Origin of the sequence: Sphingomonas sp. CFBP 13714, assembly GCF_014842205.1 — a bacterium.
In the GTDB taxonomy this organism is placed as follows: domain Bacteria; phylum Pseudomonadota; class Alphaproteobacteria; order Sphingomonadales; family Sphingomonadaceae; genus Sphingomonas; species Sphingomonas aerolata.
In genome coordinates this window covers 122900-145497 of the sequence record NZ_JACYVG010000007.1, presented here as the reverse complement: position 1 = coordinate 145497, position 22598 = coordinate 122900, and the positions used below count along the sequence as shown (strand labels likewise).

Annotated in this window: 16 protein-coding genes; 13 read left to right on the top strand and 3 right to left on the bottom strand. The window is 68.8% G+C overall.

Annotated features, from left to right (window positions below; translation table 11 throughout):
- Positions 1-2 precede the first annotated feature (2 nt).
- Complete coding sequence (locus tag IFT54_RS16220; RefSeq protein WP_192071379.1) at positions 3-1019, bottom strand: fumarylacetoacetate hydrolase family protein; 1017 nt, start codon at positions 1017-1019, stop codon at positions 3-5.
- Between the two features lie 157 nt (positions 1020-1176).
- On the opposite strand from IFT54_RS16220, the gene gloB reads away from it, so the two are divergent.
- The 13 genes from gloB to IFT54_RS16155 all read left to right on the top strand — a co-directional run bounded on the left by gloB (position 1177) and on the right by IFT54_RS16155 (position 18565).
- Positions 1177-1905, top strand: coding sequence for a hydroxyacylglutathione hydrolase (gloB, locus tag IFT54_RS16215; protein ID WP_192071378.1), 729 nt, complete (start codon positions 1177-1179; stop codon positions 1903-1905).
- A gap of 40 nt (positions 1906-1945) precedes the next feature.
- On the top strand, positions 1946-2362 hold the full coding sequence (locus IFT54_RS16210) for a hypothetical protein (protein ID WP_192071377.1): 417 nt from the start codon (positions 1946-1948) through the stop codon (positions 2360-2362).
- Positions 2363-2364: 2 nt separating this feature from the next.
- Positions 2365-2727 (top strand): hypothetical protein, encoded by a 363-nt coding sequence (locus tag IFT54_RS16205; RefSeq protein WP_056679464.1) that lies wholly within the window; start codon positions 2365-2367, stop codon positions 2725-2727.
- A gap of 135 nt (positions 2728-2862) precedes the next feature.
- Positions 2863-5034: a TonB-dependent receptor gene (locus tag IFT54_RS16200; RefSeq protein WP_192071376.1), complete on the top strand. Its 2172-nt coding sequence runs from the start codon at positions 2863-2865 to the stop codon at positions 5032-5034.
- A gap of 193 nt (positions 5035-5227) precedes the next feature.
- Positions 5228-5851: a glutathione S-transferase gene (locus tag IFT54_RS16195; RefSeq protein WP_192071375.1), complete on the top strand. Its 624-nt coding sequence runs from the start codon at positions 5228-5230 to the stop codon at positions 5849-5851.
- 142 nt (positions 5852-5993) lie between these two features.
- The gene (locus IFT54_RS16190) at positions 5994-8333 is read left to right on the top strand and encodes a TonB-dependent receptor domain-containing protein (RefSeq protein WP_192071437.1); all 2340 of its coding nucleotides are present in this window, start codon (positions 5994-5996) and stop codon (positions 8331-8333) included.
- Positions 8334-8478: 145 nt separating this feature from the next.
- Entirely contained in the window at positions 8479-9597 is a 1119-nt protein-coding gene (locus IFT54_RS16185; RefSeq protein ID WP_056679450.1) for a DUF47 family protein, read from the top strand.
- A 258-nt stretch (positions 9598-9855) separates the two neighbouring features.
- Positions 9856-10854 carry an inorganic phosphate transporter gene (locus IFT54_RS16180; protein ID WP_031394897.1) on the top strand — a complete coding sequence of 333 codons (999 nt, stop codon included), beginning with the start codon at positions 9856-9858 and terminating at the stop codon, positions 10852-10854.
- Between the two features lie 76 nt (positions 10855-10930).
- Positions 10931-13603 carry an EAL domain-containing protein gene (locus IFT54_RS16175; protein ID WP_107931877.1) on the top strand — a complete coding sequence of 891 codons (2673 nt, stop codon included), beginning with the start codon at positions 10931-10933 and terminating at the stop codon, positions 13601-13603.
- Positions 13604-14011: 408 nt separating this feature from the next.
- The gene (locus IFT54_RS16170; RefSeq protein ID WP_409349135.1) at positions 14012-15898 is read left to right on the top strand and encodes a ribonucleoside-diphosphate reductase subunit alpha; all 1887 of its coding nucleotides are present in this window, start codon (positions 14012-14014) and stop codon (positions 15896-15898) included.
- Between the two features lie 182 nt (positions 15899-16080).
- Entirely contained in the window at positions 16081-16827 is a 747-nt protein-coding gene (locus IFT54_RS16165; protein ID WP_192071374.1) for a hypothetical protein, read from the top strand.
- Positions 16824-17993 carry a M48 family metallopeptidase gene (locus IFT54_RS16160; RefSeq protein WP_192071373.1) on the top strand — a complete coding sequence of 390 codons (1170 nt, stop codon included), beginning with the start codon at positions 16824-16826 and terminating at the stop codon, positions 17991-17993. The genes IFT54_RS16165 and IFT54_RS16160 overlap by 4 nt, the downstream gene beginning before the upstream one ends.
- Positions 17993-18565: a hypothetical protein gene (locus tag IFT54_RS16155; RefSeq protein WP_192071372.1), complete on the top strand. Its 573-nt coding sequence runs from the start codon at positions 17993-17995 to the stop codon at positions 18563-18565. Before IFT54_RS16160 ends, IFT54_RS16155 begins: the two co-directional genes overlap by 1 nt.
- Here IFT54_RS16155 and IFT54_RS16150 read toward each other — a convergent pair.
- Both IFT54_RS16150 and IFT54_RS16145 read right to left on the bottom strand, forming a co-directional pair.
- On the bottom strand, positions 18562-20793 hold the full coding sequence (locus IFT54_RS16150; protein WP_192071371.1) for an ATP-binding protein: 2232 nt from the start codon (positions 20791-20793) through the stop codon (positions 18562-18564). The genes IFT54_RS16155 and IFT54_RS16150 overlap by 4 nt on opposite strands.
- A 128-nt stretch (positions 20794-20921) precedes the next feature.
- Complete coding sequence (locus IFT54_RS16145; RefSeq protein WP_192071370.1) at positions 20922-22598, bottom strand: response regulator; 1677 nt, start codon at positions 22596-22598, stop codon at positions 20922-20924.

The following is a 22598-nucleotide window of genomic DNA, read 5'->3' as shown; positions in this document are numbered from 1 at the left end:
CGCTACTCCACCGTCTGCTCGATCACCCCGAAGATTGGCCGATGCCGGTCGTCCTCCGCCCAGATCCGCACCGTATCGCCCTTTTTCAGGAACGGGGTCACCGCCGCGCCGCCCGCGATCGTCTCGATCGTCCGCACTTCGGCCAGGCAGGAATAGCCGACGCCGCCCTCTGCGATCGGCTTGCCCGGCCCGCCATCCGCGCCGCGGTTCGACACCGTGCCCGACCCGACGATCGTCCCCGCGCCCAGCTTGCGCGTCTTGGCGGCATGCGCGATCAGCGTGCCGAAATCGAACGTCATGTCCTCGCCCGCCTCGGCGCGACCAAAGGGCTGGCCGTTCAGGTCGACCATCAGCTTGCGGTGCAGCTTGCCGTCCTGCCACCAGTCGCCGAGCGATTCGGGCGTCACGAACACCGGCGAAAACGCACTGGCGGGCTTCGACTGGAAGAAGCCGAATCCCTTGCCCAGCTCGGCCGGGATCAGGTTGCGCAGCGACACGTCGTTAGTCAGCCCGACCAGCCGCACCGCCGCCAGCGCCTCCTCGCGGCTCGCGCCCATCGCCACGTCGCCGGTGACGACGACGACCTCGCCCTCCATGTCGCAGCCCCAGCTCTCGTCGGCGAGCGGGATCGGGTCGCGCGGCCCCAGAAACCCGTCCGACCCGCCCTGATACATCAGCGGATCGTGCCAGAAGCTGTCGGGCATCTCGGCCGCACGCGCCTGCCGCACGAGCGCGACATGGTTCACATAGGCCGACCCATCCGCCCACTGGTAGGCGCGCGGCAGCGGCGACGCCGCGTCATGCTCGTGGAAGCGCCGCATCGGGATCATCTCATGCTCCAGATCGGTCGACAGATTCTCGAGCATCGGCGCAAGCCGGTCCCAGTCGTCGAGCGCGGCCTGCAGCGTCGGCGCGATATGCGTCGCATCGGCATACCAGGCGAGGTCGTTCGACACGACGACGAGCCGGCCGTCACGGCCCCGGGCTGGATCTGCGTCCTTCAGGCTGGCCAGTTTCATTGCGGATCCTCTCAATGTTTTCACCACCCTACGCCCGCCCGCCGCAGGAAGTCGAGACCGGCGGTCGCACGCGCATCCCGACCGGCCGCTCATGCGTTATCCTTGCATCCCCCCGACCCCGGCGCCACACTTGGCCACCGCCTTCGAAAGCTCCGCCATGCCCCTCGATATCGTCCGCGTGCCCGTCCTCAGCGACAATTACGCCTGGCTGATCCACGATCCCGACAGCGGCAAAACGGTCGCGCTCGACCCGGGCGAGGCGGATCCGGTGATCGCCGCGGCGACCGCGCGCGGCTGGCGGATCGATCAGGTCTGGACGACGCACTGGCATCCCGATCACACCGGCGGCAACGCCGCGATCCGCGCTCAGGGCGCGATCGTCACCGGTCCCGCCGCCGAGGCCGCGAAGATCCCGACGCTCGACCATACCGTGACCGAGGGCGACGTCGTCACGCTCGGCGCGCACGCCGCGCAGGTGATGACCGTGCCCGGGCATACCCAAGGCCATATCGCCTTCCACTTCGCCGACGACGCGGTGATCTTCACCGGCGACACGCTGTTTGCGATGGGCTGCGGCCGGCTGTTCGAGGGCACGCCCGCCGACATGTTCGCCAACATGCAACGTTACGCAGCACTGCCCGACGAGACGCAGGTTTATTGCGGCCATGAATATACCCAGTCGAACGGCCGCTACGCGCTGGTCGCCGAGCCCGACAATGCCGCGATCCGCGAGCGGATGGCCGAGGTCGACGCGGCCCGCGCGCGCGGCGAGGCGACCGTGCCGACGACGATCGGGCTCGAACGCGCGACCAATCCGTTTCTCCGCGCGACCTCGGCCGCCGAGCTCGGCGAGCGGCGCGCGGCAAAGGATGCGTTCAAGGGCTGAATAGGCTATGTCTGCCCCTCGGGGGCGCAAAGGAAACCGCATGCGCATCATGACACGCTTATCGCTGCTCTGCCTGACGATCGCCGCCACCGCCTGTACGGCGACCCCGCGCGAACAGGCGCAGATCGCGCAGCGCGAAACCGAAACGCAGCGAAAGCTCGCGACCGCGCTCAAGGGGCTGACCCCGGGCGAGCCGACCCTGTGCCTCAACACCTTCGGCCAGAAACAGGTGACCAGCTACGGCTCGACGTTCCTCTACCGCGTCAACAACGGCACGATCTACCGGACCGAGACCAATGGCGGGTGCGGCGATCTCGACCGCAACATCCTGATCACGCGGACGCCCTCGGGCCAGCTCTGCCGCGGCGATATCGCCAACACGATCGACCGCGCCAGTCGCTTCCCCAGCGGCAGCTGCAGCTTCGGGGAATTCGTCCCCTATCGGAAGGTTCGGTGAGGATGCCGCGCTCCGGCCGGATCGCCGCCCTCGCCGCGCTCGCGCTAACACTCGTCGCCGGCCGCGACGATCCGCTCGCGGGGCGCATCGCTGGCGCACCGGTCCGCTGCATCGGCATCGGCCTGGTCCAGGGGCCGACGATCCTCGACGCGACCACCATCCTCTATCGCCAGTCGGGCAAGCGCGTCTGGCGCACCGGCCCGGTCGGCCCCTGTCCGCAATTGCGCCCGCTGTCGACGATCATCGTCGACATCTATGGCGGCCAGCTCTGCCGCAACGACCGGTTCCGGCTGATCGAACCCGGCCTGTCGATCCCCTCCCCCTCCTGCCGCTTCACCGACTTCACCCCCTACGACAAACCCTGACGCCCGGCCGCCCCGGATGATATGTTGCATCATGGCAACAACCCGCCGCCCAATTTTCCGCAGCTGCGAACATGTGCTTTGATATGATACATCATTCGCGCTAGGCGGCAGCTCCGGGGTTCAAGGAGCGTTTCTATGCGTAAGACTTTCATCGGGATCAGCGCGCTGGCGGTCTTCGCCGCGACCGCTGCGACCGCCCAGACCGACACGACGCCGACCGGCGCACCGGCCGATACGTCTGCCGCAACCCCAGCCCCGACCCGCACCCCGCGCGCCGCCGCCGAGATTCTCGTCACCGCCCCCGTCCGCCAGAGCGAGACCGACGTCCTCCAGGGCACCTCGATCCTCTCGGGCGCCGAGCTCACCCGCAACCTGCGCCCGACCATCGGCGAGACGCTCGCGCGCCAGCCCGGCGTGTCCGCCACCTCGTTCGGCCCCAGCGCGTCGCGCCCGATCCTGCGCGGCTTCCAGGGCGAGCGCATCCGCGTGCTGACCGACGGGATCGGCTCGATCGACGTCTCGAACACCTCGGTCGATCACGCGGTCATCATCGACCCGCTGCTCGCCGAGCGGATCGAGGTGCTGCGCGGCCCCTCCGCCCTCCTGTTCGGCTCGTCCGCGGTCGGCGGCGTCGTCAACGTCATCGACACGCGCATCCCGCGCACCGTCCCCGAAAACGGCTACCGCGTGAACGGCATCGCGACCTACGGCTCGGCCGCGAACGAGCGCTCGGGCGGCGCCGCCGGTGACGTCGCGGTCGGCCAGCATCTCGTCCTCCACGCCGACGGCTCCTATCTGAAGTCGGGCAATCTGCGCACCGGCGGCAACATCCTGTCGTCGCAGGCGCGCGCCGCCGCGCTCAGCCAGGTCGGCCTCCCGCAGGACACCGACGAGCCGATCGACTTCGCCGGCTCCGCCGCCCTGCGCGGCAAGCTGCCCAACACCAAGTCCGAGACCTGGACCGCCGGCGTCGGTGCGTCGATCATCACCGATGGCGGCAATCTCGGCGTGTCGTACAGCCATTATGACAGCCTCTACGGCGTGCCGATCCGCTACGCGACCGCGGTCGGCCAGGAGCAGGAGGCGCCCCGCCTCGACGTCGTCCAGAACCGCGTCGACCTGCGCGGCGAGATCAACACCGGCGGCGGCTTCCTCGACAAGATCCGCGTCCGCGCCGGCCATGCGACCTATCGCCATTTCGAGCTCGAACCCGATGGCGGCGTCGGCACCGCCTTCTTCAACAACGGCACCGAAGGTCGCATCGAGCTCGTCCAGGCCAATCGCGGCGGCTGGCAGGGCGCCTCGGGCGTGCAATATTTCAACCGCCTGTTCGACGTGAACGGCGACGAAGCCTTCCTGCCGCGCAACGAGACCAACCAGACCGGCCTCTTCACGCTCCAGCAATATAGCGCCGGCGCATTCCGGGCCGAGGGCGGGCTACGCTACGAGACGACGTCGCTCTCCGCCAAGACCCCGCTCGACGACCTCCGCTTCTTCCGCGGCAGCCGCAGCTTCGACGCGGTCTCGGGCTCGCTCGGCGCCTCCTACGGCGTGACCGACGCGGTCCGGCTCGGCATCAACCTCTCGCACACCGAGCGCGCGCCGTCGGCCGAAGAGCTGTTCGCAAACGGCGGTCATGCCGGCACCCAGGCCTATGAATTCGGCAGCCCCGATTTCAAGCTCGAGAAGAGCTGGGGCATCGAGGGCACGCTCCACGCGCATGGCGACGGCTTCAGCTTCGACGCGTCGGCCTATTACAACGACTTCTCCAACTATATCTCGGAGAACCAGGTCGCGCAGAGCGTCTGCCAGACCGCCGCCGATCCGTCGGGGCGCGAGGTCGACCTGCCCTGCTTCCAGTATCAGCAGGCGGATGCGCGCTATTACGGGTTCGAGGCCAATGCCTCGGTCCGGCTCGCGCAGATCGGCGGCTATGTGCTGAACGCCGACCTGCTCGGCGATTATGTCCGCGCGACGATCGTCGACAACGGCCCCGTGCCGCGCATCCCGCCGATGCGCGTGCTCGGCGGGATCGAGGCGCAGGGCGACCGCGTCAACGGCCGGCTCGAGGTCGAGCACGTCTTCGACCAGGACCGCATCGCCGCGTTCGAGACGACCACCAACGGCTATACGATGGTCAACGCGACCCTGGGCTTCAACCCGTTCGGCAAGGACAGCAAGACCTCGATCCTGCTCAGCGCGAACAACCTGTTCGACGTCGAAGCCCGCCGCCACGCCAGCTTCCTCAAGGACTTCGCCCCCCTAGCCGGCCGCGACATCCGCGCGACGCTCCGCTTCGGGCTGTAACGGGGGGGCCGCTCCCCACGCCCAGAAAAGGAGCACCACCCCGGCGAAGGCCGGGGCCCAGTTGGGAGGACCAGCATGATAACCCACAGCCCGCCGTCACGACCGCCTTCCCACCTGGGCCCCGGCCTCCGCCGGGGTGAAGCTCGCGGCGAGCGCGGTGGCCGATAACCGGCCCGCCCCCTATACCCAACCCATGCTCCCCATCCTCTACAGCTTCCGCCGCTGCCCCTACGCAATCCGCGCCCGCAGCGCGGTCGTCGTCAGTGGCATCGCGGTCGAGCTCCGCGAAATCGTCCTGCGCGACAAGCCTGCCGCGATGCTTGCCGCCTCCCCCAAGGGCACCGTCCCCGTCCTGATCCTCCCCGACGCCCGCGTCATCGACCAGAGCCTCGCCATCATGCACTGGGCGCTCGCCACAGCCGACCCACTCGACTGGCTCGCCGGAGAGGACGCCGATCTGATCGCGACCAACGACGGTGCGTTCAAGCATCATCTCGACCGCTACAAATATGCCGATCGCCACGGCACCGACCCGCTCGAGCACCGTGCCGCCGCCACCGCGATCCTCGCCGATCTCGACGCGCGGCTGGCAGCCACCGGCCACCTCGCCGGCCCCCGCGTCACGCTGACCGACATCGCGATCCTCCCCTTCGTCCGCCAGTTCGCGCAGACCGATCGCGGCTGGTTCGACACGCTCCCCCTCCCCGCGCTCCACGACTGGCTGGGCCGCTATCTCGCAAGCCCGCTCTTCGCCGCCGTCATGCCCAAATTCGCGCCGTGGCAGCCGGATGCGCCGACTGTCATTTTTCCAACATGATCCGCGCCTAGCGCATCGCCGGGGGGCATTGCGACAGCATGAGCCGCGCGACGGCGATCACGGTCCACGGGGGTGGCCGCGATCGGCGCGCGCGGCTCGTCGGGTGTCCCTTCGGTAAAACCAAGAAGATCATCCAGGGAATATCACCGTGACACGCACCCGTCTGACCACGTCGCTCCTGCGCGGCATCGCACCCGCGACATTGCTGCTCGCCGCCCTGCCCGCCGCCGCCCAGGACACGACCACCGCCCCTGCTGCCGCCCCCGCTGAAGACGGCCTCGGCGAGATCGTCGTCACCGCCGAACGCCGCTCGGAGAATCTTCAGCGCGTGCCGCTGTCGGTCGGCGTCGCATCGGGCGATGCGTTGCGCGCGTTCCAGGCGGGTGGCGACGACACGCTGCTGTCGCTGTCGGGCCGCGTCCCCGGCCTCTATGTCGAGACGACCACCGGCCGCATCTTCCCGCGCTTCTACATCCGCGGTCTCGGCAACATCGATTTCTACCTCGGCGCGTCGCAGCCGGTCACGATCATCCAGGACGACGTGATCCTCGAGCATGTCGTGCTGAAGTCGAACCCGGTCTATGACGTCCGCCAGGTCGAAGTGCTGCGCGGCCCGCAGGGCTCGCTGTTCGGCCGCAACACGACCGCGGGCATCATCAAGTTCGACACGATCAAGCCGACCAACGACTTCGACAGCCGCGCCTCGGCCTCGGTCGGCACCTATGGCAGCGTCAGCGTCGACGCGGGCGTCGGTGGCCCGCTGATCAAGGACCTGCTGTCGATCCGCGTCTCGACGTTGCTCCAGCACCGCGAAAACTATGTCGACAACGTCTATGCCGGCGTCACGCAGGACAGCACCGCGACCCCGCGCAAGAACGCGATGGGCGGCTTCGACGACCGCAACGTCCGCGTCCAGCTCGCGCTGACCCCGGGCAACGCCTTCTCGCTCGACCTGTCGGGCCATGCGCGCTGGTATGACGGCACCTCGACGCTGTTCCACCGCGCCGCGCTGAAGAAGGGCTCGAACGACGTCCAGGCCGAGCCGCGCAACATCGTCGCGCTCGACGAAGGCAATGACAATCCGCAGAGCTACACCACCTATGGCGGGTCGGTCCGCGCGACCTACGACTTCGGCCCTGCCGCGCTCACCTCGATCACCGCGTACGAGACGACCTCGGGCTTCAGCCGCGGCGACACCGATGGCGGCGCGGGCGCGAACTTCCCCGTCCGCGGCACGGCGAACGGCTTCGGCCAGTCGCAGGGCCAGATCCGCGATCTCGACCAGTGGTCGCAGGAGCTGCGTCTGTCGGGCACGCAGGGCGGTCGCTTCAACTGGCAGGTCGGCGGCCTGTATTTCGACACGCGCGACATCACCGATTTTTACCAGCGGACCTTCTTCCTGACGACCGCACAGCGCAACCCGAACAACTGGGTCCGCCTCCACGACGTCAACACCTCCTGGGCAGGCTTCGGCCAGATCAGCTACGAGCTGATGGACCGGCTGACGCTCACCGCCGGCGGCCGCATCACCGAGGACAAGAAGCGCACGCAGCTGCTCAAGCCCGTCCAGAATGTCGCCGGTGTCAGCCAGTATCCGGCCGGCTTCCGCACCGACGTCACGCTGAAGGCGACCAAGCCGAGCTGGGACGCGAGCCTCCTCTATCAGGCGAGCCCCGACATCAGCCTCTACTCGCGGATCGCACAGGGCTTCCGCGGACCGACGATCCAGGGCCGCTCGGCGGTGTTCAACTCGGACTTCTCGACCGCCAATTCGGAGACGATCCTGTCGTGGGAGACGGGCATCAAGACCCGCCTGCTCGACAACACGCTCAGCCTCAACGCGACCGTGTTCGGCTACCGCGTCAACGACATCCAGCTCAACGGCAACGACCTCAACGGCAACGGCATCCTGTTCAACGGCAACAAGGCCGAGGCGTACGGCATGGAGGCCGAGGCGAACTGGAAGCCCGTTCCCAACCTCACGCTCGGCGCCGGGCTCAGCCTGCTCCACAGCGCGATTCGCGACAAGACGACCGAGGTGCAGATCTGCGCGCTCAACAACGCGGTCGTCTGCACGCCCTCCGCGGCGGTCCGCCCCGTCCCCGGCGCGTTCGGCACGACCTTCCTCGTCAAGATCGACGGCGAGCCCCTGCCCAATGCGCCGGAGTATAATGTCGACCTGACCGCACGCTACGACCAGCCGCTCGGCAATGGCGGTCGCGCGTTCATCGCGGGCGACTTCAACATCCAGGGCTATACGCAGTTCGTGCTCTACAAGACAAAGGAGTTCACCGCGAACGGCAACTTCGAAGGCGGCCTGAAGATCGGCTATGCCGCGCCCGACGACGCCTATGAACTCGCCGTGTTCGCACGCAACATCACCGGCGAGAAGAACCTGAAGGGCGTGATCGAGAACTATATGGCCGCGGTGTTCAACGAACCGCGGATCATCGGCGTCTCGCTCAGCGGCAAGTTCCGCTGACAAGACTGGCGTGGCGGTGACCCCGCCACGCCATCCCCTCGCGGATCGTGGCGGCTCATCCGCCACGCCACCTTTGCGGAGCGTCTGGCGCTCGCGCGCGGTGCGTGTCAGACATCGGGTTTGACCTTGCCCGAGGACCCGACCGATCCGCCAGATCGCTGCCCTGCCCTATCGGATCACCGCCGACGGATCCGCCGAGATCCTGCTCATCACCTCGCGCGAGACGCGGCGTTGGGTGATCCCCAAGGGCAATCCGATTGCCGGCCTCGCCTCGCACGAGGCGGCCGCGCAGGAGGCGTTCGAGGAAGCCGGGATTCGCGGCATCCCCTGCCCCAGCGCGGTCGGCGATTTCTGCTACGACAAGCGGCGCCGCAGCGGGCGTCTCCGGCCGATGATCGTCAGCGTCTATCCGATGCAGGTCGTCGAACAGGTCGCGGACTGGCCCGAGCGGGATCAGCGCGAGACACGGTGGTTTCCGCCTGATAAGGCCGCCGCCGCGGTCGACGAGCCCGAACTCAAGGCTCTGATCCGAGGATTCCGAAAGCCACCGATCCCGGTGGCGTTCGAACAACGCGTGCTGCCGGTGCTGCGGTCACGAATGAGGAGGCGTTTTCCGATGCTGGGCTGGTTCCAGGCACTCATGCCCAAGCAGGGGCGGTTCTTCGAGCTGTTCGACGCGCATGCCGCGACGCTCGTCGCGGGCGCCGACGCGCTCGCCCGGCTGCTCCACGGCGAAGGCTCGATCGAAAGCCAGATCGCCGAGATCGTCCGCCGCGAACACGAGGCCGACGACATCACGCGCGAGGTCCTGCAGGACGTCCGCCGGGTGTTCGTGACGCCGTTCGACCGCAGCGCGATCACCGACCTGATCGGCGTGATGGACGATGCGATCGACCAGATGAACGGCACCGCCAACGCGATCGCGCTGTACGAGGTGACCGAGTTTGCGCCCGAGATGCGCGACATGGCGGGGATCATCGTCGAGGCCGCGCGAATCACCGCCGAGGCGATCCCGCTGCTCCGCTCGCTCGGCAGCAACGCCGGCCGTCTCCACGACCTGACCGCCCGGCTGATCCAGATCGAGGGTCACGCCGACGACATCCACGACACCGGCCTGCGCGCGCTCTTCGCCGCGTCGAAGAGCCACGCCGACCCGATGGCCTTCATCATCGGCCGCGAAATCTATTCGAGCCTCGAAAAGATCGTCGACCGCTTCGAAGACGTCGCCAACGAGATCCAGGGACTCGTCATCGACCATGCGTGACGCGTCGTTTCGGCCCGAAGCATCCCCCGTGACACCCCCCCGGCGAAGGCCGGGGCCCAGTTGCGGGACGACTATGGCTGGATCGACCGTTTGTTACGCGTTATTTCAGCCCGCGACCTCCCCCAAGGCACCCCCCCGGCGAAGGCCGGGGCCCAGTTGGGGAACGGCCATGGCCGAGGGCAGCGCACCGTTACTGCGACCTCTCCAACTGGACCCCGGCCTCCGCCGGGGTGGTAACACTGCGTTCGAGGCAGCCGCATGATCCTCTCGCTCCCGGTCCTCATCGGCCTGATCGGCATCGCGCTGCTGTTCGATTTTCTCAACGGCCTGCACGACGCCGCGAATTCGATCGCGACGGTCGTCTCGACGCGCGTGCTCAAACCCCAATATGCCGTACTCTGGGCGGCATTCTTCAACTTCATCGCCTTTGCCGTCTTCGGCCTCCACGTCGCGCAGACCGTCGGCACCGGCATCGTCCATGCGCAGGTGATCGACGCGCAGGTGATCTTCGCCGCGCTGATCGGCGCGATCGCGTGGAACGTCATCACCTGGGTGCTCGGCATCCCCTCGAGCAGCAGCCACGCGCTGATCGGCGGGCTGCTCGGCGCGGGCGTCGCTAAGATCGGCTTCGGCGCGATCGTCTGGAGCGGCGTGATCAAGACCGTCAGCGCGATCTTCGTCTCGCCCGCGGTCGGCCTGCTGCTCGCGCTGCTGCTCGTCCTGCTCGTCGCCTGGACCAGCCTGAAACTCACCCCCCTCGGCGTCGACAAGCGCTTCCGCAAGCTCCAGCTGATCTCCGCCGCGCTCTATTCGCTCGGCCATGGCGGCAACGACGCGCAGAAGACGATGGGGATCATCGCGGTGCTGCTCTATTCGCAGGGGCTGCTCGGCGGCGAGTTCCACGTGCCCTTCTGGGTCGTGCTGTCCTGCCAGGCGGCGATGGCGCTCGGCACGCTGTCGGGCGGCTGGCGGATCGTCCACACCATGGGGTCGAAGATCACCCGGCTGACCCCCGCGCAGGGCTTCTGCGCGGAGACCGGCGGCGCGATCACGCTGTTCGCCGCGACCTTCTGGGGCGTGCCGGTCTCGTCGACGCACACGATCACCGGCGCGATCGTCGGCGTCGGCGCCGCGCGACGCCTGTCCGCGGTGCGCTGGAACGTCGCCAGCAACATCATCATCGCCTGGACGGTGACGCTGCCCGCCGCCGCAGCCATCGGTGCGGCGACCTACTGGCTGACCGGGCTATTTATCTGATAAATGCAGGCGCTTACGGTCTGTTAAGCATGATCGGAGGGCAATTGCGCAACCGCTGATGCGGTACGCTTGCGGGATGTTCTCGCGCTCCCCCGCCATTCCCCTCCGCGATCATCCCGACGCCACGAGCCTCATCCTGTTCGGGCTTGTCGAAAGCGACGAGGATGCGTGGAGCGCCGCGCAGCATGTCCGCCTCGCCAAGGTCGGCGCGGTCTGGCCGGTCGCGCTGATCGCGCATCTCGTCGCCGCGGCGATCGTCTTCGGCGTTTCGCTGGCGGCACGGCCGGCGCTGATCGCCGCAGTGGCGGTGCATGCGGGGGTGATCGCCCTGCTGTCCGGCGCGGCCTTCGCGACGGTGCGCAGCAGGACGCTGCGCGAATGGCCGATCCATCGCCGCAACGCGGTGCTCGCGACCTGCGCCGCCGGGCTCTCCGCCGCGCTCCTGTCCCTGCTCTGGGTCACCGTCGAGCTGCCGGGCGGGCCGATCGAGCTCGCCGGGCTGGTCGCGATCGTCGGCGCGATCAGCGTCACCGCGATCACGCTTTACGCCGTGCGCGCCGCGACCCTGGGGTTCGGCATCGGCCTGGCGCTGATGCTGACCTTGCTGTCGGGCGTCGGCATCGCACCGGTCGTCGCGATCGCCGCCTTTGCCGGCTTTGCCGCGGTCGCCTACCGGATGGCGCGGATCGACTATGCGCTCGCGCTCGATCACGCGGACCAGTCGAGCGAGGGCCGGCTCGCGATGAAGCTAATGGCGGAGTTCGAGAATTACGGCCCCGGCTGGTTCTGGGAAGCCGACCGGCGCGGCCGCATCACCTATATCTCGCCCAAGATGGCGCACGCGCTCCCGCCGCCGTCGGATCCGGAGGAGGGGTGCGACCCGTCGTCCGGGCTGGTCGGCTGCATCCTCACCGACCTGTTCCGCATGGACAGCGAGGCGCCCGGCACCGAACGCACGCTCGCCTTCCATCTGTCGTCGCGCACCTCCTTCTCGGACTATTCGGTCTGCGCCGCCGCCGACCCCGCGCCCGAGCGCTGGTGGTCGATGTCGGGCCGCCCGGTGATCGACGAGATCGGCCGCTTCCAGGGCTTTATCGGCACCGGCTTCGACCTCACCGAAAAGCGCAAGGCCGATGCCGAGATCAACCGTCTCGCGCTGTTCGACGGGCTGACCGGGCTCGCCAACCGCCAGCGGATGCGGCTGTCGCTCGACAAGACGCTCGCGCAGCAGGCCGGGCCCTACCGCCCGACCGCCTTGTTCCTGATGGATCTCGACCGGTTCAAGGCGGTCAACGACACGCTCGGCCACCAGGCGGGCGACCTGCTGCTCAAACAGGTCGCACAGCGGCTCACGCGCGTGGTCGGCGATGCGGGGCTGGTCGGCCGGCTCGGTGGCGACGAGTTCCAGGTCGTGCTCCCCGGCGTCGACAACCGCGACACGCTCAGCACCCTGTCGCGCGAGCTCATCCTCGCGCTGTCGCAACCCTATTTCATCAGCGGCGCGTCGGTCTCGATCGGCTGTTCGATCGGCATCGCGATCACGCCGCAGCACGGCAAGGATTCGGAGACGCTGATCCGCAACGCCGATCTCGCGCTCTATGCGGCCAAGGCCGATGGCCGCGGCGTCCACCGCTTCTATTCGGACGACATGCTGGCGGGGGCGAAATCGCGCAAGCAGCTCGAGGACGATCTGCGCATCGCGGTGACCGAGGGCGCGTTCCACCTCTGCTACCAGCCCGTCGTCAGCACCAAGTCGACGCGGATCGTCGGCTATGAGGCGCTGATCCGCTGGAACCACCCGACGCGCGGCCCCGTGTCGCCCGCCGACTTCATCCCGATCGCCGAGGAATGCGGGCTGATCGAGGCGATCGGCACTTGGGTCCTGCGCACCGCGTGCAACGCCGCCGCGCGCTGGCCTGCCGACGTCCGCGTCGCGGTCAACGTCTCGCCGATCCAGTTCGCCAACCCCGCACTGCCAGCCCTCGTCACCAGCGCGCTCGCCCAGTCCGGGCTGCCCGCCAACCGGCTCGAGCTCGAGATCACCGAAGGCGTCTTCCTCGACGAGAGCGCGTCCTCCGACCAGATGTTCAAGGCGCTCAAAGGGATCGGCGTCCGGCTCGCGCTCGACGATTTCGGCACCGGCTATTCGTCGCTCGGCTACTTACGCACCGCGCCGTTCGACAAGATCAAGATCGACCAGTCGTTCGTGAAGGGCGCGGCCGAGCCCGGCAACCGCAACGCCGCAATCATCAAGGCGATCGTCATGCTCGCCGACACGCTCGGCATGGAGACGACCGCGGAAGGCGTCGAGCTGCAGGACGAGATCGCGCTCGTCCGCGATCTCGGCTGCAGCCATATCCAGGGCTATGTCTATGGCCGCCCGGTCCTCAACGAGGTGGTGATGGAACAGCTTTCCACCGCCGCGGGGGTGGCGACCGCCGCCGGGTTCAAGACCAGCCGCGCGCCGCGCGTGCGGATGCTGCGCTCGGCGCGTCTGCTGGTCGAGGACACGCTCGTCGATGTCCGCGTCCGCGACATCTCGACCAGCGGCGCGATGGTCGAGGGGCTGATGGTCCGCGGCGATCCGACCGGCGCCGGCGTCTCGATCGAGCTCGTCGATGGGCAGATGATCGGCGCACAGATTCGCTGGCTGCGCGACGGCCGCGCCGGGCTCGCCTTCGACCATCCGGTCGATATCGAACGGCTCGGCCCCCCGCCGCTGGTCCGCGGGATGCGTCGCGCGGGCTGACCGCGGGCGCGCGCGGCTCGCTCGAAAATATTTCGAAAGGCGCGAAATCCGCTTGCGTATCGCGAACCCGGCGCAGATCCACGCGTCGCGCCGCCGCCGCCGCCTTGAGATGCCCCCATCGACCCCGGGCAGGGCCGCAACGGGCCAACTAGCGGCTTGCACCCGCTGCGGGATTGGCACAGTATCTGGGGGCTACTTACAGCGGCAGGCCCTATCTCTGGTAGAACATGGTGCGCCCCTCGGGCTGCCACTCCTGATTGTCGACAGGCGTGACCACGCGCTGCCGATCAGTTTTTGTTCCTCTTTTGATCTGCCTGATGATAGCATGGGATATGCTCCCGATTCGAACGATTACAGAATTTTAGGAGCGGTCTTTTGGATTTCAGAGACAGCAGCCGGGATAGCGACATGACGACCGACACCATCGAACAGACCCTCGACACGCCCGCAGCAGAGGCCCCCAAGGCGCCGCGTCAGGCGCAGGACAGCCATTCCGTGCGCGCGCAGATCTACCCGGTCGAGGTCGATCACAGCCGCGACGCGCTGCTGACCGAATTCGGCAAGGAGACGCTGAAGGACCGCTATCTGCTCCCGGGCGAGAGCTATCAGGACCTGTTCGTCCGCGTCGCCTCTGCGTACGCCGATGACGCCGGCCACGCACAGCGTCTCTACGACGCGATCTCGAAGCTCTGGTTCATGCCCGCCACCCCCGTTCTCTCGAACGGCGGCACCGGTCGCGGCCTGCCGATCTCCTGCTATCTCAACTCGGTCCCCGACAGCCTCGGCGGCATCGTCGACACCTGGAACGAGAATGTCTGGCTCGCCTCGCGCGGCGGCGGCATCGGCACCTACTGGGGCAATGTCCGCGGCATCGGCGAGCCGGTCGGCCTCAACGGCAAGACCAGCGGCATCATCCCGTTCGTCCGCGTCATGGATTCGCTCACCCTCGCCATCTCGCAGGGCTCGCTGCGCCGCGGTTCGGCGGCCGTCTATCTCGACGTCTCGCATCCCGAGATCGAGGAATTCCTCGAGATCCGCAAACCCTCGGGCGATTTCAACCGCAAGGCGCTGAACCTCCACCACGGCGTGCTGATCACCGACGCCTTCATGGAGGCGGTGCGCAACGGCGAGGAATGGCATCTCCGCTCACCGAAGGATCAGGCGATCCGCGCCACCGTCGACGCGCGCTCGCTGTTCCAGAAGCTCGTCGAGACGCGTCTCCAGACCGGCGAGCCCTACATCGTCTTTGCCGATCACGTGAACAAGGCGATGCCCAAGCATCACCGCGAACTGGGCCTCAAGGTCTCGACCTCGAACCTGTGCTCGGAAATCACGCTGCCGACCGGCAAGGATCATCTCGGCAACGAGCGGACCGCGGTCTGCTGCCTGTCGTCGCTGAACCTCGAAACCTGGGATCAGTGGAAGGACGAGAAGGGCCTGATCGAGGACGTGATGCGCTTCCTCGACAACGTGCTGCAGGATTATATCGACCGCCACGAGCCTGGCATGGAACGCGCCGCCTATTCGGCGGGCCGCGAGCGCTCGGTCGGCCTTGGCGTCATGGGCTTCCACAGCTTCCTTCAGGCACGCGGCATCCCGTTCGAAGGCGCGATGGCCAAGTCGTGGAATCTGCGGATGTTCAAGCATATCAACGCGCAGGCCAACGAAGCTTCGATGCAGCTCGCGATCGAGCGCGGGCCCTGCCCCGACGCCGCCGATGTCGGCGCGATGGAGCGGTTCAGCTGCAAGATGGCGATCGCACCGACCGCGTCGATCAGCATCATCTGCGGCGGCACGTCGGCCTGCATCGAGCCGATCCCGGCGAACATCTACACGCACAAGACGCTCTCGGGCAGCTTCTCGATCAAGAACCCGTATCTCGAGAAGATGCTCGCCGAAAAGTCGAAGAACTCGGACGCGGTGTGGAACTCGATCCTCGAACAGGGCGGTTCGGTCCAGCATCTCGACTTCCTCTCGACCGAGGAAAAGGACTGCTACAAGACGTCGTTCGAGATCGACCAGCGCTGGCTGCTCGAACTCGCCGCGGACCGCACGCCATACATCGACCAGGCGCAGTCGCTGAACCTGTTCATCCCCGCGGACGTGGAAAAGTGGGACCTGCTGATGCTCCACTTCCGCGCCTGGGAGCTCGGCATCAAGTCGCTCTACTATCTCCGCTCCAAGTCGGTGCAGCGCGCCGGCTTCGCGGGCGGGGTCGAGGCGGACAACACCATCGACCTGCGTCAGATCGACGTCGAGTCGAAGGATTATGACGAGTGCCTCGCCTGCCAGTAAGCCCCCGACCCATCACCGTGGCGGGCCCGCCCGCCGCCTGATCGAACAGCCTGTCGCGCCGCTAGCGCGACAGGCTTTTTCGTGCGCGCGCGGGCTAGGTCCAAAGCGGGCCGGTCTGCAGCTTGTCGCCCCCGTGCGCGCGGCCTAGCCCGGTCGCCGGGACAGCGCGCTGGGGGGCGTCGATGGGGACAAGGCTCGCGACGCGTCTGGCGATCATGCTGCTGGCCCTCACGCCCGCGCCACCCGCCGCCGCCCGCCAGAGAAGCGCGCAGAAGACCGGCTTCACACTGCCCGCCGGCAGCGGCAGGACCATCCTCCTGGTCCGCCCCAGCATCCGCGTCGGCGCGCGCTCGACCGGCGGGATGTTCGAACCCAATGGCGACTGGACCGACCAGGCCCGCCGCAACATCGAAACCGCACTCGCCGCGCAGCAACAGGCGCTCGGCAACCGCGTGATCCCCGCACCCATAGCGGACGGCGATGCGGCGCAGCTGATGGCGGACTATGCCGCGCTGTTCGCCGCGGTCTCGCAATCAGTGATCCGCTATCAATTCTTCGCCGGCGACCGGCTGCCGACCAAGAAACGGGCGACACAGGCCGGACGGTTCGACTGGACGCTCGGGCCCGGCATCGCGCGGCTGCCCGGCGCGCGCGACGCCGATTACGCGCTCTTCCTCAGCACCAGCGACGCCTATGGCTCGACCGGGCGCAAGCTGCTGCAGATCGTCGCGATGCTGGGGCCAGGCATCCCGCTCAGCGCGGGCGAACATGCGGGCTATGCCGGGCTGGTCGATCTGCGGACCGGCGACCTGCTCTGGCTCAACGCCGACCGCGCGATGGGCGGCGACCTGCGCACCCCGGAAGGCGCCGCCCGCCGCGTCCAGCAGCTGCTCGCCGATTTCCCCGGCAGCACCCCCGCCCCCCGATGACCGTCACCGCGTTCGCCCTCGCCCTGCTTGCGGCCACCGCCCCCGCCCCGCCCCCCTATGCCGGCGCCTATCAACCGCGCGGCGTCGACGAGATCGGCGCCTGGGCCGAGGCGGACGAGGACGAACGGCAACTCGCGTCGTCGCCGCTGCTGATCCGCGACGCCGCGCTTAACGCCTATGTCCGCCGCGCGCTCTGCGACACGGTCGGCGCGGCGCGCTGCGCCAGCGTGCGCGTCTATGTCCTGCGCGTGCCTTTGTTCAACGCGAGCATGGCGGCGAACGGGACGATGCGCGTGTTCAGCGGCCTGCTGCTCCGCGCCCGCAGCGAGGCGGCGCTCGGCGCGGTACTCGGACATGAATTCGGCCATTTCGAACGCCGCCACACGCTTGCGCAGTTCCGGGCGCAGCGTACCGGATCCGACCTGCTCGGCTGGGGCGCGGTGCTCGCGGCGATGGCCCCCGATGCCGATCTGCGCCGCCGCTTCGCCACGCTCGGCCGATCGGTCTATGGCGCGCTCTACCGCTTCTCGCGCGATCAGGAGCGCGAGGCCGACCGGCTCGGGATTGGCTATCTCAACGCCAGCCACCTCCGCCCGCAGGCCGCCGCGCAGTTGTGGCAGAACGCGATCGCCGAGGCCGGGGCCTCCGCGGTCGCGCGCGGCGCGCACCGCCCGCGGCTCGACCGCATCGGCTTCTACGCCTCGCATCCGCCCGAGGCCGAACGCGCCGCCACGCTGACCGCGCTCGCTTTGCCCGACGCGGCGGACCGCGACGACGGCGCCGACCGCCATGCCGAAGCACTCGCGCCATGGCTGCCGCTGTTCCTCGACGACCAGATCAAGCTCAACGACTTCGGCGCCAGCGCCTATCTGATCGCCGCCTGTGCCGCGCGCGGCTGGACCGCGGCACTGTGGCGCGCACGCGGCGACCTGTACCGCGCCCGCGGCAACCCCCGCGACCTCGTCAACGCCGCGCACTTCTACGCGCAAGCCACCGTGCTCGACCCGGGCCTCGCCGCCGCACAGCGCGGATTGGGGCTCGCACTGGTCCGGACCGGCCGCCTTGCGGAGGGACAGGCGGCACTACGCCGCTATCTCGCGCTCGACCCCGCCGCCGGCGATGCGACCATGATCGCGGCCCTGATCGCCGCCCCGGAGGACCGCTGATGCGCTACCCGCTGCTCCCCGCCCTCCTCATGCTCCTGCCCGCGCCCGCCGACGCCAACGCCTATCGCGCGCAGGGCAAGCCGGTCCGCGTCGCCCGGACGATGACCGTCACCCCGCCGCGCGACTGGAACCAGCTCTCCGCCCGACCGGGCCGCAAGGCGGAGGTCTGGACGCTCGACGGCGAGCGGCTCAATGCGGTCACCTGGTTCGGCGGGATCGCACCCGGTGAGGCGCTGCTGCGCGAACCCCGGCGGCGCAAGACGCTCCCCCGCTACAGCGACGCGATGCTGCTCGCCGAAATCCCCGAACTGCTCGAATCGACCTATCGCAGCGCGGGCGGGATCGCGGATTTCAGGCTCACCACCGCGGCGCCCGACCCGTTTCTCGGCCATGCCGGCATCCGCTTCGGCTATGCCTATGTCGACGCCGACGACCTGCCCCGCCGGGGCGAGGCGCGCGCGGCGATCGTCGCCGGGCTGCTCTACATCGTCACCTTCGACGCGCCGCGCACCGACTATTTCGACCGGCTGCTCGGCGACGTCCACCGCCTCACCGACAGCGCCGCGCTCTAGAACGCGCCCGCCGCCAGCGGCCGGTCCGCCTCCATCACCGCGTGCAGCGCCCGCGCGAGCTCCGCCATCGAATAAGGTTTGTGCAACAGCGCAAAGCCCTGCGCGCCGTCCTTCGAAATCACGTCGCTATAGCCGCTGGTCAGCAGCACGCGCATCGCGGGAAAGTCCCGGCGGACATATTGCGCCAGCGCGACGCCGTTCATCCCCGGCATCACCACGTCGGAGAACATCACGTCGAACGCGTCCACCTCCCGCGCCAGGATCGTCAGCGCCTCCTCGGCATCGCGCGCGAACACGATCGCGTGCCCCAGATCGGCGAGCGCGGACATTGCGAAGTCGCCGACCGCGGCATTGTCCTCGACCACCAGGATCCGCAGCGACGGCCCGTCGCCGCGCGCCTCCGCCGCGATGCCGCCCCCCGCCGGCACGCCGGTCGGATCATGCGGCAGGTACAACGTGAACGTCGCGCCAGCGCCCGGCGTGCTCTCGACGATCACCTCCCCGCCCGACTGCTTCACGAACCCGAACACCTGCGACAGCCCCAGCCCGGTGCCGTGGCCGATCGCCTTCGACGTGAAGAACGGCTCGAAGATATGCTCGATATGCGCCGGGTCGATCCCGCTGCCCGTGTCGCGCACGCCGATCGTCACGAAATCCCCGTCGCGCGCGACATGGCCGCGCACCGCCGGGATCCGCGCCGCGCGCCCGACCACGATCCTCAGCGCGCCGCGCCCCGCCATCGCGTCGCGCGCATTGACCGCCAGGTTGACGATCGCGGTCTCGAGCTGGCTCGCATCCGCATGCGTCAGGCACGGCGTGTCGGGCAGGCTCAGCGCGATGTCGATGAACGATCCCGACAGCGTCGCCAGCATGTCGGTCATCCCGCTGACGACGGCGCGGACGTCGAGCACCTCGGGGGTCAGCGACGATCGCCGGGCAAAGGCGAGCAGCTGGTTGGTCAGCTTGGTCGCGCGGTCGGCGGTGTCCGCGATCGCGGTGATGTAGCGGTCGCGCCGATCCGCGCTCAGGTCGGGACGCCGCAACAGGTCGGTCGATCCGCGGATCACCGTCAGCAGATTGTTGAAATCATGCGCGATACCCCCGGTCAGCTGGCCCAGCGTCTCCATCTTCTGCGCCTGGCGCAGCGCCTCGTGCGCCTGGGTCAGCTCCGCGGTCCGCTCGGCCACGCGCTGTTCGAGCGTGTCGTTGACCTCCTGCACCGCCTTGAACAATTGCGCATTGTCGATCGCGATCGCCGCCTGCGCCGCGACGCCGACCAGCAGCCGCTCGTGCCGTTCGCCGAAACGGCCGGGCTCGGAATGGCCGAACAGCAGCCCGCCCAGCACCACCCCGGTGCGCGACGTGACCGGCACCGACAGATAGCTGCGCACCGGCAGATGCCCGCGCGGCATCCCGTAATGCGGCGCGCTCTTGCCGTAGCGCGGGTCGGTGCGGATATCGTCCGAGCGGATCACGCCCTCGTTGCGGAAGGTCGGTCCGAACACCGCGGTCGCGCGCGGCCGGCCGAGCTTTTCGAACGCCGCACGCTCCGCCCCGGCCAGCGTGAACAGATGCAGCCGCTCGCCGGTCTCGTCCATCAGGTTGTGGAAATAGGCGCCGAACTCCGCCCCGGTCAGCTTGACCCCCGCATCGGTGACCATCTGGATCAGCGGTTCAAGCTCGAGCTCGGCGACCAGCGCCGCACCGGTGACGTTCAGCGTTTCCAGGCTGTGCGTCTCCCAGCGCAGGCTGCGCTCGGCGAGCACCGCGTCGGTCGTCTCGATCACCACCGCCAGCACGCCCGCGGGCACCCCGTCCGCATCGAGCACGGGCGAATAATTGAGGTCGAGGAACACCGTCTCGGCCTCGCCGTGGCGGTACAGCGTCAGCTCCTGCCGCGCATAGCTCCGCGTCTTGCCGGCCATCCCGGCGCGCACCACGCCGTCGTTGAACGCCGCCGCCTCCGTCCAGGCCTCGCGCACCGGCATGCCGAGGATCGCGGGGTGCTTGTCCTGCGCGATCGTCGCATAGCGCGCATTGTAGAGCAGGATCCCCTCCTCGCCCCACAGCAGCGCCATCGGCACCGGCGCGCGCAACAGGATCGACACCACAGTCCGCAGATGCGGCGGCCAGCCCTCGATCGGGCCGAGCGGGGTCGCCGACCAGTCGAACGCAGCGATCAGCGCCGCGAGCGGTCCGTCGCCCAGGAATCCATGCCGCTCAGTCACGCTGCCCCACCTTGCCCCCACCCCGGGTCCGAAATCCTGCGTCCCTGATCACCGTACACGCACGGGCCTTAACCCCATCCTATACACCGCACCGCCACCGCGAAACGCTGCAATGTCCGTCACCTGCGCTACTGTGTCGACTCCGCCGACAGTGCGTCGCCGATCCGCGCCGCGACCTCGCCGATGCGATAGGGTTTCTTAAGCACCGTCTCCGCCGCCAGCTCGTCGCCGAACGTCGCGACATCGGCATAGCCGCTCGCGAACAGCAGCGGCATGGCGGGCGCGACTGCGCGAATCCGCCGCGCCAGGTCGACGCCCGACATGCCCGGCATCACCACGTCGGTCAGCACCAGGTCGAACGACGCGCGCCCGAATTCGGTCAGCGCCTCGGACCCGCTCGCCGCCGCGACCACCTGATAGCCGATCTCCTCGATCATCTGCGCCGCGACCCCGCGGACGTCATTGTCGTCGTCGACCACCAGGATCCGCTGCCGCGACCCGGTCGCCTGGGCCAGCCGCTCGATCGCGACCGGGTCCGCGACCTCGGTCGTCCGCGGCAGGTACAAGGTGATCACCGTCCCCTCGTTCTCCGCGCTGACGATCCGGACCGTGCCGCCCGACTGACGGGCAAAGCCGTAGACCTGCGCGAGCCCAAGGCCCGTGCCCTTGCCCTGCCCCTTGGTGGTGAAGAACGGCTCGAACGCGCGCGCCAGCACCGCGGGCGTCATCCCCGCACCGGTATCGGCGACCTCGATCGCGACATAGGCGCCCGGGTTCAGCTCGGCGGTCAGCGCGTCGGGCACCGCGGCCAGGTTGCGCGTCGCGATCCGCACCACCCCGCCCGACGGCATCGCGTCGCGCGCGTTGATCGCCAGGTTGAGCAGCACGACCTCGAGCTGCGTCGGATCGACCATTGCGCGCCAGACATCGTCCGCCAGATCGAGCTCGACCGTCACCGCCGCCCCGATCGACCGCGCGAGCAGGTCCGCCATCGACGCGACGACCTGATTGGGCTCGACCGGCACCGGCGACAGATGCTGGCGCCGCGAAAAGGACAGGAGCTGCGCGGTCAGCGTCGCGCCGCGCTCACCCGCCTGCAACGCCATGCTCGCCAGCCGCCGGATCTTCTCGTCATCGGTCCGCCGCAGCAACAGGTCGAGCGAGCCGATCACCGCAGTCAGCAGATTGTTGAAATCATGCGCGATGCCCCCGGTCAGCTGGCCGATCGCTTCCATCTTCTGCGCCTGCACCAGCCGCGCCTCGGCCCGCTCGCGCTCGGCGATTTCCGCGGTCAGCCGGTCGTTCGCCGCCGCCAGTTCGCGCGTCCGCGCCTCGACCTTCGCCTCCAGCGTGTCGGCCAGATCGCGCAGCTCGGCGCGTGCCTTTTCGCGGTCCTCGAAATGCCGTGCCGCGAGCCGCTGGCGTTGTCGCGCGCGCAGTGCCGCGCGCGCCGCGCTGACCAGCGACGCGGGATGCAGCGGGCGTTCGAGCAGCGTGACGTTGGCGACCGCCTCGACCTCGCGCGCGCCGCGCCGCGGCTCGCCGCGCTTGCTCAGCAGGATGAACGGAAAGTCGGACCAGGGCGCCTGCGCCGCGATCGCCGCGAGCAGCCGTTCCTGGTCGAGCCGCGACAGCGCGTCGTCGGTCAGGATCGCGCCGGCATGCGTGCCCCCCGCGATCGCCGCGAACAGCGCGGTCCCGTCGGCATCCGGCACCGCGGCGATATCGGCGGAGCGCAGCACCTGCGCGGTCACATCGGCGTCGCGGCCGGTCGGCGCGACCACCAGGAAATCGTCGGTCATCAT